Raw genomic sequence first — 16008 nt, forward strand, 5'->3', positions numbered from 1 at the left:
GCTAGCCGCCGGCGGCCAGCACGCCCTGGAAGAAGCCGCGCGCCGAAGCCAGGCAGAACGGTGGCGCCAGGGTGCCGTGGTAGGCCAGGGTGACGGCCTGCCGCTTGTCGGCGTCGCTGCCGGGGGTGTTCTGCGCCAGCGTGCTCTTGGCCTGGGCGAAGCCGGCGCGCGCGGCGGAGTAGGCGTCGGTGGTGGCCGAATCCTCGAGGTCGACCACCGTCAGTGCCGCAGCGGGCATGCCGCGGGCGCGGAAGTAGCCGGCGGTGGCGCGGGTGCTCAGGAAGTTCACGGTCGGATCGTTGGCGCCGCCGCACATGAGCACCGGCCGCGTCGGCAGCCAGTTGCGCAGGTCGTTGGCGCGCGCCGCCTTGCGAAAGCCCACCGCCGGCCTGCAATCGAGCGGCGAGGTGGTGCTCAGCGAGGCCGCCGTGGCGGGCAGCGCATTGCCGGGGCAGGGGTTCGCCTGGATGTCGCCGGCCGCCTGCGTCAGGTAGCTCTGGCGGATGAGGTTGTTCGCGCCGTAGAAGATCGACAGCTCCGGGCTCACCGGGCCCGGCGTCGCACCGGCAGGAAACAGCGCGAGCTGCGGCAGCTTGCCGTCGGCATACAGCGTGGCGATGGGCGTCAGGCTCGGCAGCAGCGTGTCGATGCCGGTGGCGTACTGCGACTCGTAGATGTCGCTGGTGCTGCCGTAGACATCGCCGAACTGCTGCTGCCAGCTGGCCGAGAGCAGCGGCACGAAGAGCGTGCTGCCGAGCGCCGGCCAGCCCATGAAGGGGTAGTCCGCCAGCAGGCCGATGGCCGAAGGCGCCGAGAGCGGCGCCGACGCCGTCACCGGCCTGCCCGTGGCCTGCATCTCGCGGTGCGCCGCCAGCGCCACGTAGCCGCCCTGCGAGTAGCCGGTGATCAGCAGCGAGCCCGCGTCGCTGGCACTGATGCCCGCGAAGGTCTTGCGCGCCGCGGTGAGCGCGTCCACCATGTCCTTGCCCTGCTGGTCGCCGTTGAGGTACGGATGGTAGGGCAGCGTCGACTTGTCGTAGCCCGCGTAGTTGGGCGCCACCACGATGTAGCCCTGCGCCGCGAACATGGCGGCGACCGTCAGGCCTTCGCCGGCGGCCGGCTGCGTGGCGTCGGTCCACCTGGCGAGGTTGTAGTTGCGCGCGGCCGTGGTGCCGTGCGCATACAGCACCACCGGGCGCGGCCCGTTGCAGGCCACGTCGGCGCCGGAGGGCAGCATGATCGCGGCGGTTGCGTTGGTGGCTTCGTTCTTGGCGCCGATGGTGCGGTATTCGAGATAGCGCACCTCGACCCCGCACCTGGGCGTGCCGGCCACCTGCAGCAGGGCCTTGCCCTGGTCGGTAGCCTGGAGGCTGGTGCGGAACTGGTCGGCCGAGAGCTTGGCGGTCTGCTCGGGCGGGTCCGTGACGACCGTGCCGCGGCCGGTGTCGCCGGCCGGGGGCGGAAAGCCGATGCCGATGCTGCCGCCCCCTCCACCACCGCCGCCGCAGGCCACCAGCAGCAGCGTGGCACCGGCCAGAGCCGCAATCTTGTGCAGCGCAGTGGGGAGTTGTCGTTGCGGCTTTTTTTTCAAGGCGTGGCTCCTGATGTTGTCGAATCGAACGAGCGTCCGATTCTGTGCAGCGCCATGGCCACGCGCAAGCGGCGCGTCTACCTAGAGAAGTTTTCAGTACAGGGCCGCTGCCAAGCGGCCGAAGGCCCTCAGTTGTCCTGCGACGCCCAGTCGACCAGCGCGTCGAACGCGGCGCGCGCGGCGCCGGCGTTCTCGCCGTTGGCAATGGCCACCAGCACGTAGCGCCGGCCGCTCGCGCCGTGCACATAGCCGGCCACGCCGGCCGCATCGCGCAGCGAGCCGGTCTTCAGGTGGGCCGCGCCGCCCGAGCGCAGCGTGCGCTTCCTGAGCGTGCCGTCCACCCCCATGGCGGGCAGCGACGACACCAGCTCCGGCATCAGCGGCGAGCGCCAGGCCACCTGCAGCATCCGGCCGAGCGCCGCGGCGCTGATGCGTTCGTCGCGCGACAGGCCCGAGCCGTTGTCGAACACCGGCGGTGCCTCGCCGGTGCCGATGCGCTCGCGCCACCACTGGCCCAGCGCGCTGCGCGAGGCCTCGAAGCTGCCGCGGTTCTTCTGCGTGAGGCCGAGCGTGAGGAACAGCTGCTGCGCCATCACGTTGTTGCTGTACTTGTTGATGTCGCGCACCACCTCCGAAAGCGGCGGCGAGCCGAACTCGAACGCCGGCCTGAGCCCGGCCGGCACGCGGCCGTCGCGCATCTGGCCGCCGACCCGGCCGCCCATCTCGGCCCACATGCCGCCGATGGCGCGCAGGCCGTAGGAGCGCGGATCGGCATAGGCCACGGCCCAGCTCTTCTCGCCGCAGGCGGCCGGCAGGGCGCCCAGGAAGCGGATGCGGTTCGGGTCGCTGAAGTCGGGCTTGATCGCCGCGCGCCAGTCGCCGCATTCGCCGGGCGCGAGCGCCACCGTGGGCTGCATCGACACGCTGGCGAGCGGCGGCTCGTAGCTCACGCGCGCCTGCTGGCCGCCGCGCTCGGGCGTGAAGACCATGTTGACCGACTTGAAGTTGACGAGCAGCGCCTCGGGCGACGCGTTGTAGGGCCGCAGCGGCTCGCCGTCGAAGGCGGCGGGGTCGTTGTTCTCGATCGCGCCATCGAAGGCGCTGCGGTCCAGCACGATGTCGCCGCTCACGGTGGTGATGCCCAGGCCCTGCACGCGCCGCAGCAGCAGCCAGGCCCGTTCCAGCACCAGCTTGGGATCGCCCTGGCCCTTGATGTAGAGGTTGCCGTTGAGCACGCCGTTGTTCACGGTGCCGTCGACATACACCGGCGTGCTCCAGCTGTAGGCCGGCCCGAGCAGGTCGAGCGCGGCATAGGTGGTGACCAGCTTCATGATCGACGCCGGGTTCACCGGCACCTGCGTGCGCCAGGCCAGGCGCGGCGGGCGCAGGCCGTCGGCGTCGGCCACCAGCATCGTCACCGAATCGCGCGGCACCTTGGCGCGCGCGAGGGCGGTCTCCACTTCGCCTGGAAAGGCGGCCTGTTGCGCGAGGGCACCCGGAACGGCGAGTGCGGTGAAGGAAAGCGCGCAGGCGGTGCGCAGCAAGGAGAGACGAAGAAGACGCATCGTGCCGATTATCTCGGCGGAAAAACATGCAGTTGCGCGTGATACAGCAGCATCACCGTCTTGGCGTCGGCGATGCGCCCGTCCGCCACCATGGCCAGCGCCTCGTCGATGCCGAGCTCGAGCACCTCGATGTCCTCGCCCTCCTCGGCCAGGCCGCCGCCGTCGCCGATGCGCATCGACGGCTCGTACTCGGCCACGAAGAAGTGCAGCCTCTCGGTCACCGAACCCGGGCTCATGAAGGCTTCGAGCACCTTCTGCACCGCGCCCAGGCGATAGCCCAGTTCTTCTTCCACCTCGGCGCGGATGCGCTCCTCGGGCGCCGCGTTGTCCAGCAGGCCGGCCGCCGCCTCGATCAGCAGGTCGTCATGGCCGTTGACGAAGGCCGGGTAGCGGAACTGCCGCGTCAGCAGCACCGTGCGCTGCGCGAGGTTGCAGGGCAGCAGCGTGGCGCCGTTGCCGCGGTCGTAGGTCTCGCGGTGCATGCGCTGCCACTGGCCGTCGTTGCGCCGCCAGTCGAAGGCGGTGGTCTTGAGCGTGTACCAGTTGTCGGAAAGCAGGGTGACTTCGTGCACCCGGACGCGGTCGTGGAGGGTCGTCATGGTGCGCAGCTTATGCGCAAATTCGTGCAGAAACAAGAAAATTCGTGCAATTCGCGGTCCTGCCCGCTACCATCGCCCGATGCTCACCCGCCAGCGCAAGCAACACATCCTCTCGGTCCTGCAGCGCGACGGCAACGTCGTCGCCAAGTCGCTCAGCGAGGAGCTGGCACTGTCGGAAGACACCATCCGCCGCGACCTGCGCGAACTGGCCGCCGAGGGGCTCTTGCAGCGCGTGCACGGCGGCGCGCTGCCGGTCGCCAGGGCCGAAGCCGACTTCGCGGGCCGACTGCAACTCGCAACCGCGGAAAAGGTGGCGATCGGCCGTGCCGCCGCGCGCCTGGTGCGGCCCGGGCAGGTGGTCTTGATCGACGGCGGCACCACGGCCGTGCAGATGGCGCGGCACCTGCCGGCCGGCCTGCGCGCCACCGTGGCGACGCACAGTCCGTCGGTGGCGGTCGAGCTCGCGGGCCATGCCGGCATCGAGGTGGTGCTGATCGGCGGGCGCCTGTTCCGGCATTCGATGGTGGCGGTGGGCGCCGCGGCCATGGACGCCATTTCGCGCATCCACGCCGACACCTGCTTCCTGGGCGTGACCGGCGTGCATGCCGAGGCGGGCCTGACCACCGGCGACGTCGAGGAGGCCGCGATCAAGCGCGCGCTCATGGCGGCCGCGGCCGAGACGGTGGTGCTGGCCTCGTCGGAAAAGATCGGCGCGGCCTCGGCCTGGGTCATCCAACCTGTCTCGGCCGCGACCACCCTCCTGGTGTCGCCGGAAGCGCCCGCCGCCGCGCTGGCGCCGCTGCGCAAGGCCGGGCTTGCCATCCTGCGCAGCGACGGCGGCTGAGCGCGCCGGTCCGCCGCCGATTCGCCCCTGGCCGGCGCGGCCGCGGCCTGCCCTGGATAATCGGGGGATGCCCGCCCCGCCCCGTTTCTCGCCCCGCACGATCGGCATCGGCGCGGCCGTGGTCACCGTGCTGGTCTGGACCGCCTTCATCGTGATCGCCCGGGCTTCGGCCGCACGCTCGCTCACCCCGTTCGACCTGGCGCTCGCGCGCATCTGCGGTGCCAGCCTGGTGCTGGTGCCCTGGGGCGCCTGGATGGTCATGAAGGACCTGCGGCGCAAGGACGGCACCGCGTCGTCGCTGTTCGGGCTGTCGCCGCTGTCGCTGCGCCTCACGGCCGGTGCCGGCATCTTCGGCGGCGTGGCCTATGCCCTCTTGGCCTACAGCGGCTTCTTCTTCGCGCCCGCGGGCCATGCCTCGGTGCTGATGCCCGGCAGCCTGCCGCTGTGGACCACGCTGCTGGCCGCCCTGGTGCTGCGCGAGCGCATCACGCCGGGCCGCGCCTTCGGCCTCGCGCTGATCGTGGCCGGCGACCTGGTGGTCGGCGGGCGCAGCCTGCTGCATGCCTTCGACGGCGGCGAGGTCTGGAAGGGCGACCTGCTCTTCATGGCCGCGGCCTTCTGCTGGGCCTGCTACAGCGTGGTGGCGCGCCGCCACGGGCTCGACGCCGTGCGCGCGACCATCGCCATCACCGTGTTCGCGCTGCTGGCCTACGTTCCGGTCTACGGCCTGCTGGTGGCGGGCGGCGCGGTCGTGAGCCACATCGGCGCCGCGCCCTGGGGCGAGGTGGCGTTCCAGATGCTGTTCCAGGGCGTCGGCTCGGTCGTCGTCTCGGGCATCACCTTCACGAAGATGATCCAGTACTTCGGGCCGGTGCGCAGCACCATGATCACGGCCCTGGTGCCCGGCCTTTCGGCCTTCGGCGCAGTGATCTGGCTCGACGAGCCGCTTTACTGGAACCTGATCGCCGGCCTGCTGCTGGTGACCGCCGGCATCCTGTTCGGCGTGCAGAAAACATCGGCCGGCGGCCGCGCCGCTCCGCGGCCCGCAGTGCCGGCCACCGCCACGGGGTGCCGCGATGCCTAGGCTCCTGGCTTTCGATACCAGCACCGAGCACCTGTCGGTGGCGGTGCGCCACGGCGAGCGCCTGTTCATGCACAGCGGGGCCGGCGGCGCGCAGGCGTCGAGCACGCTGATCCCGCTCATCCTGCAACTGCTGGCCCAGGCGGGGCTCGAACTGGCCGCGCTCGACGCCATCGCCTTCGGCCGCGGGCCGGGCTCCTTCACGGGCCTGCGCACCGCCTGCTCGGTGGCGCAGGGCCTGGCCTTCGGCGCCGGCGTGCCGCTGCTGCCGGTCGACACGCTGCTGGCCGTGGCCGAGGAAGCGCGCCATGCCTTCGGCGCACGCCAGGTGGTGGCGGTGCTCGACGCGCGCATGGACCAGCTCTATGCCGCGCGCTACGACTTCGACGGGGGCGGTGGGCTGGGCGGCGCGGACGGCGAACCGCTGCTGCTCGCGCCCGAGGCGCTCGAAGTGCCCGCCGGCTGGTCCCTTGCCGGCAACGCCTTTGCCGCCTACGGCCCCCGCCTGGCACCGGCCGCGGCGCGCCACGAAGTGCTGCCGACAGCCACCGCCATGCTGCGGCTGGCGCCCGCGCTGCTCGCCGCGGGACGCACGGTGGATGCGGCGCATGCCTGGCCGCTCTATGTTCGCGATAAAGTGGCGCAAACCACCGATGAGCGCGCTGCCATCAAGGCGGCCGCCCTGGCGGTTCCACCTGTTGCCAACTAGCCATGAGCGCCGTCCTCCAGCCCGTCGAAGCCCGCCTCGAACCGCTCACCGTCGAGCGGCTCGATGCCGTCTGCGCGGTCGAGCAGACGGCCTACAGCCATCCGTGGACGCGGGCCAACTTCATCGATTCGATGGCGGTCGGCTACCACTGCCAGTGCCTGCTGGCCCCGGTTTCGCGGCCCGACCTGGGCACGCCGATCACCAGTCTCGGCGAGACGCTGATCGGCTACTTCGTCGCCATGAAGGGCGTGGACGAAGTGCACCTGCTCAACATCACCGTGGCGCCGGTCTTCCAGCGCCAGGGCTGGGCGCCGCTGATGCTCGAGGCGCTGACCGGCTGGTCGCGCGCGCAGGGCGCGCAGTGGCTCTGGCTCGAGGTGCGCCAGAGCAACCGGCGCGCGCTCGACATCTACATGCGCCACGGTTTCCGCAGCGTCGGCGTGCGCAAGGGCTACTACCCGGCCCACGAAGGCAAGCGCGAGGACGCGGTCGTCATGAGCCTGCGATTGAACGAATCAGGCTCTGCCTGGGGAGCCTTGCGATGAACGCGGTACAGACACTGAAGCTCGACGCCCGGCAGCGCGCGATGCTCGACGAGATGGGCGTGAAGGTCTGGTGGCCGATGCCTGAGGTGGCCGAAGCGGCGCCCGCGGCCATGGAAGCGGCTGCGGTGGCCGCGCCGCCGCCCACCGTCCGCGAGCGCGCGCCATCCGTGGCCGAGGCGCCGGCCGCAAGGCCTGTTGCAGCCGCACCGGCCCCGGCGGCGCGCCCCACCGCGCCCGCCGCGCTGCTCGGGCAGGGCGCCGCCGTGCTGGTCGATGCGCCCCGCCGCCTCTACGCCGAGGCCGCCGCCGAAGCGGCGCAAGGCGGCTGGCTGGTGGTGGCCGACATGCCGCCCGAAGCCGACGGCCGCCACGGCGAGCCTTTTGCGGGCGATGCCGGCAAGCTGCTCGACAACATGCTGCGCGCCCTCCAGCTGCACGACGGCAGGATGCCCGTGCACCTGATGCGCACGCACCGCGGCGTGGGCGCCGGCCAGCCCGGCAGCCCGCGTCCGATGGACGAGGCGTTCGCGGAACACGCCGCCGCGCTGGCGCCGAGCCTGGTGCTCGCCATGGGTCCGCTGGCCGCCCAGAGCCTGATGCAAAGCACCGATCCGCTCGGCAAGCTGCGCGGCCGCGCGGTGCCGCTGCCCTCGGCCAGCGGCGTGCCGGCGGTGGCCACCTACCATCCGGCCTACCTGCTGCGAAACCCGGCCGACAAGGCCCGCGCCTGGGCGGATTTGTGCCTGGCCGCTGAACAGCAAACACCGTCGAACTGAGGTGCGGCGGGCGGGTCCGTAAAATCGGACCCCATGACTTTCCTCGACAAGCTGGCCACCGCACAGCAAACAAACGGTTCGTTGCTCTGTGTGGGGCTCGATCCGGAGCCAGCCAAGTTCCCGGGGCAGCTCAAGGGCGACGCCAGCCGCATCTATGACTTCTGCGCGCGCATCGTCGACGCCACGGCCGGCCTGGTCATCGCCTTCAAGCCGCAGATCGCCTATTTCGCGGCCCACCGCGCAGAAGCCCAGCTCGAACAACTGATGGAGCACATGCGCCGCAACGCGCCCGGCGTGCCCGTGATCCTGGACGCCAAGCGCGGCGACATCGGCTCCACGGCCGAGCAGTACGCGATCGAGGCCTTCGAGCGCTACGGCGCCGACGCCGTGACCCTGTCGCCCTTCATGGGCTTCGACTCGGTGGCGCCCTACCTCAAGCACCAGGGCAAGGGCGCCTTCCTGCTCTGCCGCACCAGCAACCCGGGCGGCTCCGACCTGCAGGGCCAGCGGCTGGCGGACATCGAGGGCCAGCCCTTCCTCTACGAGCACGTCGCCCGGCTGGCGCAGGGCCCGTGGAACCTCAACGGCCAGCTCGGCCTCGTGGTGGGTGCAACCTACCCGGCCGAGATCGAGCGCGTGCGCGAGCTCGCGCCGACGGTGCCGCTGCTGATTCCGGGCGTTGGCGCGCAGGGCGGCGATGCGGTGGCCACGGTGCGCGCCGGCTGGCGCCCCGATGCGCCGATCATCGTGAACTCGTCGCGCGCCATCATCTACGCCTCCTCGGGCGACGACTTTGCCGAGGCGGCCCAAAAGGCCGCGCGCACCACGCGCGACGCGCTGGAAACAGCCAAGGCCTGACGGGCCTTTTCGTGGAACACCGCGGAACCGGCTTTGCCGGGCCGCTGGTGTTGCCCCCGGCGAGGGGGTGGAGAAGCGACACGAAGTGCGCGAAGCCTGGGGGAGAGCCAATCAGGCGCGGCGCAGCCTAGTGAAGGCCTCGAACTCCCAGTTCCGCATGCCCAGCAGCAGCGTGTAGCCCTCGCGGTCCTTGGCGGCCAGCTTCTGGTCGGTCTGGTGCTGCTGCGCGAAGTCCTGCGCCACGCGCTGCAGGCGTTCCAGGAACGCGGGCGCGAGCGAGCGGCTGATCTGCCCATGCACCAGCAGCAGCCCCTCGGCCGGGCCGTCGAAGCCGCCGGCGTAGTAGTCGAGCACCACGTTCTCGCGGAAGAACTCCATCACCGGGCCGTGCGGCCGCCAGCGGAAGGTCTTGGCCAGCTTCAGCCGGTAGCGGTTCAGCGGGCGCAGCTCGATGATGCCGATGCGGTCCAGCTGCGCCAGGCAGCCGATGCACTCGGCCTCGCTGATCCGGTAGGCCGCCACGATCTGCTCCAGCGTCCACTGGCTCAGCACGCTGATGGCCACCAGCAGCAGTTTCTTGTCCTTGACCACCGCCTTTTCCTGCTCCTGCGTGAGCTCCTTCAGCAGCGGCTGGGCGTCGGCGACACGGCGCGCCAGCTCGGCGAAGTCGATCTTGAGCGCGCGGCAGATCGCGTCGACGCGCGACAGCGGCATGTCGCTCTTGGCCAGCATGCGCTTCACGCTGGATTCGGCCATGTCGAGCGAGCGCGCCAGATCGGCGTAGGTCATGCGGGCGCTCTTGAGTTCGTTCTTGAGGGCTTGGACGAGGTCGACGGTGGTGCTCATGAGGGTGGTGATGCGGAAGGAGGTATTGGAAAAAGATACCGAAAGGTGTGAATTAGTGCCTCGTATCGATTCTCGATGCCTGTGGAGCGACTGGCAACTAAATTCCGCGGCTTCTGCCACCCACCACCGAGGACCGCCATGCCTTTGCCCACCCTCAGCCGCCGCGAGCGCGGATTGCTCTTCACCTTCGCGCTGCTCGCGCTGGTGGCTCTGTTCGGACCCGCATTGCCGGCGGCCGAGGTGGCCATTGCCTCGGTGTTCGCCGACGACCGCAGCTGGCACGGCCTGCCCAACGCGATGGACGTGCTGAGCAACCTGCCCTTCCTGCTGATCGGCTTCTGGGGCCTGTACCGGCTCAACCGCATCGACCGGGCCCACCAGGAGGCGCTGGCGCAGTTCCCGCTGGCGCCGCCGGCCAACGATCCGCCGGACAACACGCTCGACTGCGCCTGGCTTTTCTTTGCCGGCCTGGTCGCCACCGCCGCGGGATCGGCCTTCTTCCACCTGGTGCCCGATGGCGCCCGGCTCGCCGCCGACCGCGCCGGCATGGCGGTGGCTTTCGCGGGGCTGATCGGCATCGCGGTCTGCGAGCGCGTGAGCCAGCGCGCCGGCTGGCCGGCCGCCTGGTTCGTGCTGATGGCCGGGCTGCTCTCGGCCGAGGTGTTCCAGGAAAGCGGCAACGTGCTGCCCTGGGCGATCGTGCAGTTCGGCGGCATGGCGCTGGTGCTCACGCTCGCATTGGCCACGCCGATGCGCGGCGCGGTGGGGCTCAAGCTGGGCTGGGTGATCTGCTTCTATGCCCTGGCCAAGGTCTTCGAGCTGGCGGACCACGCGATCTACGAGGCGACGCAGCAGGTGGTTTCGGGCCACACCCTCAAGCACCTGACCGCATCGCTGGCGGGCCTGCCGGTGCTGGCGGCGCTGCGCAAGCTCGACATGAACTGGCGCGCGACCCTGCTGCGGCACAATCCCGACGCAGCCGCCGCCCTGACGGCATGAGGAGAATTCTTCGAATGACAACCCCCGCCGCTGCTGCCACTGCCGCCACCGCGCCCCACGAGGCGAACGCCCACGCCAACCAGTTCGCGCTTCTCGGGCAGCGGCGCTTCGCACCCTTCTTCTGGACCCAGTTCGCGGGCGCGGCCAACGACAACCTCTTCAAGTTCGCCTTCACCGTGATGGTGACCTACCAGCTCCAGCTGAGCTGGATGCCGCCGGCCATGGCGGGGCTGGCCATCGGCGCGCTGTTCATCCTGCCGTTCCTGCTGTTCTCGGCCACGGCGGGGCAGCTCACCGACAAGTTCGACAAGACGAAGATGATCCGCTTCGTCAAGAACCTCGAGATCGCGATCATGCTGATTGCGGCCTGGGGCTTCGTGCGCGCCGATGCGGTGGTGCTGCTGGGCTGCGTGTTCCTCATGGGCCTGCATTCCACGCTGTTCGGGCCGGTCAAGTTCGCCTACCTGCCGCAGGTGCTCGACGCGCGCGAGCTCACGGGCGGCAACGGCATGGTCGAGATGGGCACCTTCGTCGCCATCCTGCTCGGGCAGGTCGCGGGCGGGCTGCTGGTGGCGCTGCCGCAAGTCGGCCACACCACGGTGGCGGTGGCCTGCCTGCTGCTGGCACTGGCCGGGCGCGGCGTGGCGCAGGCCATTCCGCGGGCACCCGCCACCGACCCGGGCCTGGTGATCAACTGGAACCCGTTCAGCGAGACCTGGCGCAACCTCAAGCTCGCGCACGGCAACATCGTGGTGTTCCGCTCGCTCCTGGGCATCTCGTGGATGTGGTTCTTCGGCGCGGTGTTCCTGAGCCAGTTCCCCAGCTTCGCGAAGGAAGTGCTGCACGGCGACGAGCAGGTGGCCTCGCTGCTGCTGGTGGTGTTCTCGGTGGGCATCGGCGTGGGCTCGCTGCTGTGCGAGACGCTGAGCCGCCGGCAGGTGGAGATCGGCCTGGTGCCGCTGGGCGCCATCGGCATGAGCGTGTTCGCCATCGACCTGTACTTTGCGTCGCGTGCGCTGCCGCCGTCCGCCGGCATGGGGCTGGGCGCCTTCATGGGCCAGCCCGCGCACTGGCGCGTGATGGCCGACCTGGCGCTGCTGTCGCTCTTCGCGGGACTCTACAGCGTGCCGATGTACGCGCTGATCCAGCTGCGCAGCCAGCCCACGCACCGCGCACGCATCATCGCGGCCAACAACATCCTCAATGCGCTGTTCATGATCGGCAGCTCGGTGATCGCGGGCGCCTTGCTCGGCGCCGGCTTCACGATTCCGCAGATCTTCCTGTTCACGGGCATTGCCAACGCCGTGGTGGCGTTCTACATCTTCATGCTGGTGCCCGAGTACCTGCTGCGCTTCATCGCGTGGATGCTGTCGCACTTCGTCTACCGCTTCGAGATCAAGGGCGACGAGCACATTCCCACCGAAGGCGCCGCGGTGCTGGTGTGCAACCACGTGAGCTTCATCGACGCCATCCTGCTGATGGCGGCGAGCCCGCGTCCGATCCGCTTCATCATGGACCACCGGATCTTCAAGGTGCCGGTGCTCGGCTGGCTGTTCAAGCTGGCCAAGGCGATTCCGATCGCGCCGCAGAAGGAAGACCCGGCGGCCTACGAAGCGGCCTTTGCCAGGGCGCTGGGCGTGCTGCGCGAAGGCGACCTGCTGGCCATCTTCCCCGAGGGCGCGATCACGCGCGACGGCCAGCTGCAGCCCTTCAAGCGCGGGGTGATGAAGATCATCGAAAGCGCGCGCGCCGAAGGCATCGAGCCGCCGGTGATCCCGATGGCGCTGACCAACCTCTGGGGCTCGTACTTCAGCCGCATCGAGCTGCGCGGCGGCGAGAACGTGGCCATGGCCAAGCCCTTCCGCCGCGGCTTCTTCAGCCGCGTGGGGCTCAACGTCGGCCATGCCGTGCCGCCGCCCGAGGTGCGGCCCGAGGCGCTGCAGCAGCGCGTGAGCGGACTGCTGGCCGCCTGAGGCGCCAGAAAAGTATCTTGCCCAGATACCAGTAGCGGCTCAAACCGGAACTGGTCGAAGTATTCGAGCCCCGCAGTGCGGGAGCGAACCATCATTCGCTCACCTTCACTACGCCGCGAGGCACTCATGCAAACCTTCCCTTCCACCACCGTTTCGATCCAGCGCGACACGCGGGCCTGGCAATTCCAGGCCTGGGCTTCGTTCGCAATCGCCGTGTTCCTGTGTGCCACCGGCCTGAGCTGGCTGCCGGGCGAGGCGCTGGACCGTGCGTTCATGGTGATGGGCTATGTGTTCTGCCTGAGCACCGCCTTCATGCTGGCCAAGTTCGTGCGCGACAGCCAGCAGGCGGGCGCCGGCGGCACGACGGCAAGCCGCGACGTGCCGATGTGGCGCCTGGTGGTCTGGGGCAGCTTCTTCACCGCGATGGGCCTGACCGGCTGGGGCCTGGTCCGCATGGAGATCAACGACGCCTACAAGGCCTTCCTCGGTGTGAGCTGGCTGTTCCTGATCAGCTCGGCCTTCACGCTGGCCAAGACCCTGCGCGACCGCCACGAGGCCGACCTGGTCGACGCGCGCCTGCAAGGCCGCCGCGCCGCCCGCCAGGAAGCCGCTGCTGCCGGCTCGGCCGAATGAGCGCTGCTTTTTTCTTCTTCATCAATCCACGAAAGACCGCCATGAAAAAATCCGTTGCTGCGCTTCTGGTTGCCGCCTGCACCGCGTTCGCGGGCGCCACGCTGCCCCTTCATGCCCAGGCGCAGAGCGAGGCTTCGGCCGCACTCTCGCTGCTGCCGGTGGCCTCGGTCGTGGGTGCCGCTTCGGCGGTGGGCGCCTCCGCGACGGCCGTGGTCGCGCTGCCTGCCGCACTCTCGGTGGGTGGCTCGATGCTCACCGTGGTGGCGGTCGAGGCTTCGGCCGATGGCACCGTCTATTTGCTGGAGCGTGCCTCGGACGGCGCGCGTGCCAGCGTCAAGGTGATGGGGCGCGCCGCCAACGGCGTGTCGGCGGCGGTGGGCACGGGTGTCCTGGTCAGCGTCATCGGCAGCGGCGTCGTGCTGTCGGCCGCGGGCGAGGTGCTGGCCTTCGTGCCCAATGCCATCGGCCGCGCGCTGCTGCACAACGAGAGGCTGTCGTGAAGCGCACGGCCTTTCCTGCGCTCCTGCTGGCGCTCGCGGCGGCACTGCCGCTGCAGGCGCAGGCCGGCCGCTCCTGCGAACAGGCCAGGCCAGCCGCCGAATTGATCGTCAAGGGCATGCAGCTGGCCGAGCGCACCTCGCAGCAGCTCGATGCCAGCGGCGCGCGCGTCGTGCTGCTGGCGCGCGCCGGGCAGGACCTGGGCAAGTACGGCCTGCGCTATTCGCACCTGGGCATCGCCTACAAGACCGACGAGGGTCCATGGCGCGTGGTGCACAAGCTCAACCAGTGCGGCACCGCCGTGGCCGCGGTCTACCGGCAGGGGCTCGGCGAGTTCTTCCTCGACGACCTGTGGCGCTACGAGGCCGCCTGGGTGGTGCCCACGCCCGCCGTGCAAACGCAGCTGCTGGCCGCGCTCCATGAGCCGCCCGCGCGCATCGTGCGGCTGAACATCTCGTCCTACAGCATCGTGAGCTACGCCTGGGGGCAGAAGTACCAGCAGTCGAACCAGTGGGCGGTCGAGACGCTGGCCGCGGCCATGGAGCCCGCCACCATCGGCAGCCGCACGCAGGCGCAGGCGTGGATGCAGTTCAAGGGCTACGAACCGACCGCATTGCGGCTCGGCCCGCTCACGCGGCTGGGCGGCCGCGTGGGCTCGGCCAACGTGGCTTTCGACGACCATCCGAACGAGAAGCGGTTCTCGGACCGCATCGAGACGGTGACGGTCGACTCGGTGTTCGCATGGATGCCGCGCGCGGGGCTCGGCGCGGCGCCGGTGGCGTTCAAGCTGCAGTAAGAAATCTCTCTCTCACCGAAAGAATGAAATGAGCAAGTCATTGCGTCTGTCCGAAAAATGGTTTCGTCGCGGGCTCTGGCTCGTGGCGCTGGCGTTCGCGAGCTTCCTGATCGGACTCGGCGGCGCCATCGTGGACGACCTGCCGCAGGTCGAGCGGGCGCTCGAGCTCGACGACTTCATCGACCGCCCCGCGGCCGAGCCGCTGCGCAGCACCATCAAGGCGTCGGAGGCCGCCGAGCTGCAGGCGACACGGGAGCTGGAGCAGGTCCGCCTGCAGCAGAGCGCTGCGCGGCAGGCCAGCGCCAACGCCCGAGAGACCTTCGGCAACTGGATCGCCACGCGGCGCGCCACCGCGCAGCCCGACCAGGACACGGAGCTGATCGCACGCACCAAGGCGCTCGATGCCTTCAAGCAGAAGGAAGACGAGGTCCAGCGCCTGGTGAATGCGCAGCAGCAGGTCGTGCTCGACGCGCGCCACGCCGAGCAGCGCGCCCGCGAAGCGCTGTCGCTGCTGGAGCGCGATGCGCGGGAAAAACTCGACGCCGAGTACCGCCGCGTCGAACTGCGCGTGTTCGCCTACCGCCTTGCGCTCACGCTGCCGCTGCTGGTCGTGGCGGGCTGGCTGTTCGCAAAGAAGCGCAAGAGCACCTACTGGCCCTTCGTCTGGGGTTTCATCTTCTTCGCGTTGTTCGCCTTCTTCGTCGAACTGGTGCCCTACCTGCCGAGCTACGGCGGCTATGTGCGCTACGTGGTGGGCATTCTGGTCACGGTGCTCGTCGGGCGCTATGCGATCGTGGCGCTCAACGCCTACCTCGCGCGCCAGAAGCTCGCCGAGCAGCAGCCCGACCAGGTCCGGCGCGAGGAACTCAGCTACGACGTCGCGCTCGCGCGGCTCGGCAAGGGCGTGTGTCCCGGCTGCGAACGCCCGGTGGACCTGAAGAACGACGAGATCGACTTCTGCCCGCACTGCGGCATCGGCCTGTTCGACCACTGCGGCCAGTGCGAGACGCGCAAGAGCGCGTTCTCGAAGTTCTGCCATGCCTGCGGTACCTCCGCGCTGCCACGCGTGCCGCAGGCAGCGGCCGGTGGATCGGCGCCCGGGTCTGTGGATTCGTTCACGCCCGGCGGGCCGCTGAAGCCGGCCGTGTAGCGGCGCCGCCGCATGCGCGTGCTACAACCGCCGGCTGCGGCACGCACGCTGCCGCGGTTTTCAGTCAGCCATCAACCTCGACGGAGCAAAAAGCATGAGCATTTTCGGCAGCATCCTTTCCAAGATCTTTCCTTCCGCGAACGCCGCCCCCGCACCTGCTGCTCCGGCAGCCCCGGCGCCCGCAGGCGCACCCGCCGCCGCGGCACCGCCGCCCGCCATCACGGTGGTGGACGTCGAGGCCCTGCTCGACGGCATGCCCGGTGCGAGCAGCCTGAACTGGCGCACGTCGATCGTCGACCTGATGAAGCTGCTCGGCCTGGACAGCAGCCTCGACGCACGCAAGCAGCTCGCCGCCGAACTGAGCTACGGCGCCGACACCAGCGACAGCGCCAAGATGAACATCTGGCTGCATCGCCAGGTCATGACCAAGCTGGCCGCCAACGGCGGCAAGGTGCCGGCGGAACTGCGCGACTGATCTGCGCGCAATGCACAAAGCAAAAAGCCCGGCATGCCGGGCTTTTTGCTTTGAAGGGCGACAAGAGGCT

17 protein-coding genes are annotated in these 16008 nt (G+C 70.0%); 13 read left to right on the forward strand and 4 right to left on the reverse strand.

Translation table 11 applies throughout. From position 1 onward, the window contains the following. Position 1: 1 nt before the first annotated feature. The 3 genes from EJO66_RS13060 to EJO66_RS13070 all read right to left on the reverse strand — a co-directional run bounded on the left by EJO66_RS13060 (position 2) and on the right by EJO66_RS13070 (position 3755). Complete coding sequence (locus EJO66_RS13060; RefSeq protein WP_125965421.1) at positions 2 to 1591, reverse strand: alpha/beta hydrolase family protein; 1590 nt, start codon at positions 1589 to 1591, stop codon at positions 2 to 4. A gap of 128 nt (positions 1592 to 1719) precedes the next feature. Next, complete coding sequence (gene dacB / locus EJO66_RS13065) at positions 1720 to 3156, reverse strand: D-alanyl-D-alanine carboxypeptidase/D-alanyl-D-alanine endopeptidase (protein ID WP_124959045.1); 1437 nt, start codon at positions 3154 to 3156, stop codon at positions 1720 to 1722. Positions 3157 to 3164: 8 nt separating this feature from the next. Beyond that, entirely contained in the window at positions 3165 to 3755 is a 591-nt protein-coding gene (locus EJO66_RS13070; RefSeq protein WP_124959044.1) for an NUDIX hydrolase, read from the reverse strand. 79 nt (positions 3756 to 3834) lie between these two features. Here EJO66_RS13070 and EJO66_RS13075 point away from each other — a divergent pair, with 79 nt between their 5' ends. From EJO66_RS13075 to pyrF, 6 genes are all read left to right on the forward strand, one after another. Further along, positions 3835 to 4599, forward strand: coding sequence for a DeoR/GlpR family DNA-binding transcription regulator (locus EJO66_RS13075; RefSeq protein WP_125965422.1), 765 nt, complete (start codon positions 3835 to 3837; stop codon positions 4597 to 4599). Between the two features lie 67 nt (positions 4600 to 4666). Next, positions 4667 to 5683 carry a DMT family transporter gene (locus EJO66_RS13080; RefSeq protein ID WP_124959042.1) on the forward strand — a complete coding sequence of 339 codons (1017 nt, stop codon included), beginning with the start codon at positions 4667 to 4669 and terminating at the stop codon, positions 5681 to 5683. Continuing rightward, the gene (tsaB, locus tag EJO66_RS13085) at positions 5676 to 6389 is read left to right on the forward strand and encodes a tRNA (adenosine(37)-N6)-threonylcarbamoyltransferase complex dimerization subunit type 1 TsaB (protein WP_124959041.1); all 714 of its coding nucleotides are present in this window, start codon (positions 5676 to 5678) and stop codon (positions 6387 to 6389) included. The genes EJO66_RS13080 and tsaB overlap by 8 nt, the downstream gene beginning before the upstream one ends. Positions 6390 to 6391: 2 nt before the next feature. After that, positions 6392 to 6934 carry a ribosomal protein S18-alanine N-acetyltransferase gene (rimI, locus tag EJO66_RS13090; protein ID WP_124959040.1) on the forward strand — a complete coding sequence of 181 codons (543 nt, stop codon included), beginning with the start codon at positions 6392 to 6394 and terminating at the stop codon, positions 6932 to 6934. Beyond that, positions 6931 to 7710, forward strand: a complete 780-nt coding sequence (locus EJO66_RS13095) for a uracil-DNA glycosylase family protein (protein WP_125965423.1) — start codon at positions 6931 to 6933, stop codon at positions 7708 to 7710. The genes rimI and EJO66_RS13095 overlap by 4 nt, the downstream gene beginning before the upstream one ends. Positions 7711 to 7743: 33 nt before the next feature. After that, positions 7744 to 8568: an orotidine-5'-phosphate decarboxylase gene (gene pyrF / locus EJO66_RS13100; RefSeq protein ID WP_124959038.1), complete on the forward strand. Its 825-nt coding sequence runs from the start codon at positions 7744 to 7746 to the stop codon at positions 8566 to 8568. Positions 8569 to 8679: 111 nt separating this feature from the next. On the opposite strand, the gene EJO66_RS13105 is transcribed toward pyrF, so the two are convergent. Continuing rightward, positions 8680 to 9414, reverse strand: coding sequence for a helix-turn-helix domain-containing protein (locus EJO66_RS13105; protein WP_021012950.1), 735 nt, complete (start codon positions 9412 to 9414; stop codon positions 8680 to 8682). Positions 9415 to 9552: 138 nt separating this feature from the next. Here EJO66_RS13105 and EJO66_RS13110 point away from each other — a divergent pair, with 138 nt between their 5' ends. From EJO66_RS13110 to EJO66_RS13140, 7 genes are all read left to right on the forward strand, one after another. Further along, complete coding sequence (locus tag EJO66_RS13110) at positions 9553 to 10413, forward strand: hypothetical protein (RefSeq protein ID WP_124959037.1); 861 nt, start codon at positions 9553 to 9555, stop codon at positions 10411 to 10413. A gap of 14 nt (positions 10414 to 10427) precedes the next feature. Continuing rightward, positions 10428 to 12386: an MFS transporter gene (locus EJO66_RS13115; RefSeq protein ID WP_125965424.1), complete on the forward strand. Its 1959-nt coding sequence runs from the start codon at positions 10428 to 10430 to the stop codon at positions 12384 to 12386. A gap of 126 nt (positions 12387 to 12512) precedes the next feature. Beyond that, positions 12513 to 13019 (forward strand): YiaA/YiaB family inner membrane protein, encoded by a 507-nt coding sequence (locus EJO66_RS13120; protein ID WP_124959035.1) that lies wholly within the window; start codon positions 12513 to 12515, stop codon positions 13017 to 13019. Between the two features lie 41 nt (positions 13020 to 13060). Next, a complete protein-coding gene (locus EJO66_RS13125; RefSeq protein ID WP_164547824.1) occupies positions 13061 to 13519 on the forward strand; it encodes a hypothetical protein in 459 nt (152 codons plus the stop codon). Continuing rightward, positions 13516 to 14313: a DUF2145 domain-containing protein gene (locus tag EJO66_RS13130; RefSeq protein WP_125965426.1), complete on the forward strand. Its 798-nt coding sequence runs from the start codon at positions 13516 to 13518 to the stop codon at positions 14311 to 14313. The genes EJO66_RS13125 and EJO66_RS13130 overlap by 4 nt, the downstream gene beginning before the upstream one ends. Before the next feature lie 28 nt (positions 14314 to 14341). Then, on the forward strand, positions 14342 to 15463 hold the full coding sequence (locus EJO66_RS13135) for a zinc ribbon domain-containing protein (RefSeq protein WP_124959032.1): 1122 nt from the start codon (positions 14342 to 14344) through the stop codon (positions 15461 to 15463). Between the two features lie 94 nt (positions 15464 to 15557). Continuing rightward, positions 15558 to 15938, forward strand: coding sequence for a DUF3597 domain-containing protein (locus EJO66_RS13140; RefSeq protein WP_124959031.1), 381 nt, complete (start codon positions 15558 to 15560; stop codon positions 15936 to 15938). The last annotated feature ends 70 nt before the right edge of the window (positions 15939 to 16008 follow it).

It is taken from the genome of Variovorax beijingensis (assembly GCF_003951285.1).
In the GTDB taxonomy this organism is placed as follows: Bacteria; Pseudomonadota; Gammaproteobacteria; order Burkholderiales; family Burkholderiaceae_C; genus Variovorax; species Variovorax beijingensis.

Bases quoted from the DNA above. Each gene is read 5' to 3' on its own strand.
- dacB (WP_124959045.1), bottom strand. From the start codon at position 3,156: ATGCGTCTTCTTCGTCTCTCCTTGCTGCGCACCGCCTGCGCGCTTTCC.
- EJO66_RS13070 (WP_124959044.1), bottom strand. From the start codon at position 3,755: ATGACGACCCTCCACGACCGCGTCCGGGTGCACGAAGTCACCCTGCTT.
- EJO66_RS13075 (WP_125965422.1), top strand. From the start codon at position 3,835: ATGCTCACCCGCCAGCGCAAGCAACACATCCTCTCGGTCCTGCAGCGC.
- EJO66_RS13080 (WP_124959042.1), top strand. From the start codon at position 4,667: ATGCCCGCCCCGCCCCGTTTCTCGCCCCGCACGATCGGCATCGGCGCG.
- tsaB (WP_124959041.1), top strand. From the start codon at position 5,676: ATGCCTAGGCTCCTGGCTTTCGATACCAGCACCGAGCACCTGTCGGTG.
- rimI (WP_124959040.1), top strand. From the start codon at position 6,392: ATGAGCGCCGTCCTCCAGCCCGTCGAAGCCCGCCTCGAACCGCTCACC.
- EJO66_RS13095 (WP_125965423.1), top strand. From the start codon at position 6,931: ATGAACGCGGTACAGACACTGAAGCTCGACGCCCGGCAGCGCGCGATG.
- pyrF (WP_124959038.1), top strand. From the start codon at position 7,744: ATGACTTTCCTCGACAAGCTGGCCACCGCACAGCAAACAAACGGTTCG.
- EJO66_RS13105 (WP_021012950.1), bottom strand. From the start codon at position 9,414: ATGAGCACCACCGTCGACCTCGTCCAAGCCCTCAAGAACGAACTCAAG.
- EJO66_RS13110 (WP_124959037.1), top strand. From the start codon at position 9,553: ATGCCTTTGCCCACCCTCAGCCGCCGCGAGCGCGGATTGCTCTTCACC.
- EJO66_RS13115 (WP_125965424.1), top strand. From the start codon at position 10,428: ATGACAACCCCCGCCGCTGCTGCCACTGCCGCCACCGCGCCCCACGAG.
- EJO66_RS13120 (WP_124959035.1), top strand. From the start codon at position 12,513: ATGCAAACCTTCCCTTCCACCACCGTTTCGATCCAGCGCGACACGCGG.
- EJO66_RS13125 (WP_164547824.1), top strand. From the start codon at position 13,061: ATGAAAAAATCCGTTGCTGCGCTTCTGGTTGCCGCCTGCACCGCGTTC.
- EJO66_RS13135 (WP_124959032.1), top strand. From the start codon at position 14,342: ATGAGCAAGTCATTGCGTCTGTCCGAAAAATGGTTTCGTCGCGGGCTC.
- EJO66_RS13140 (WP_124959031.1), top strand. From the start codon at position 15,558: ATGAGCATTTTCGGCAGCATCCTTTCCAAGATCTTTCCTTCCGCGAAC.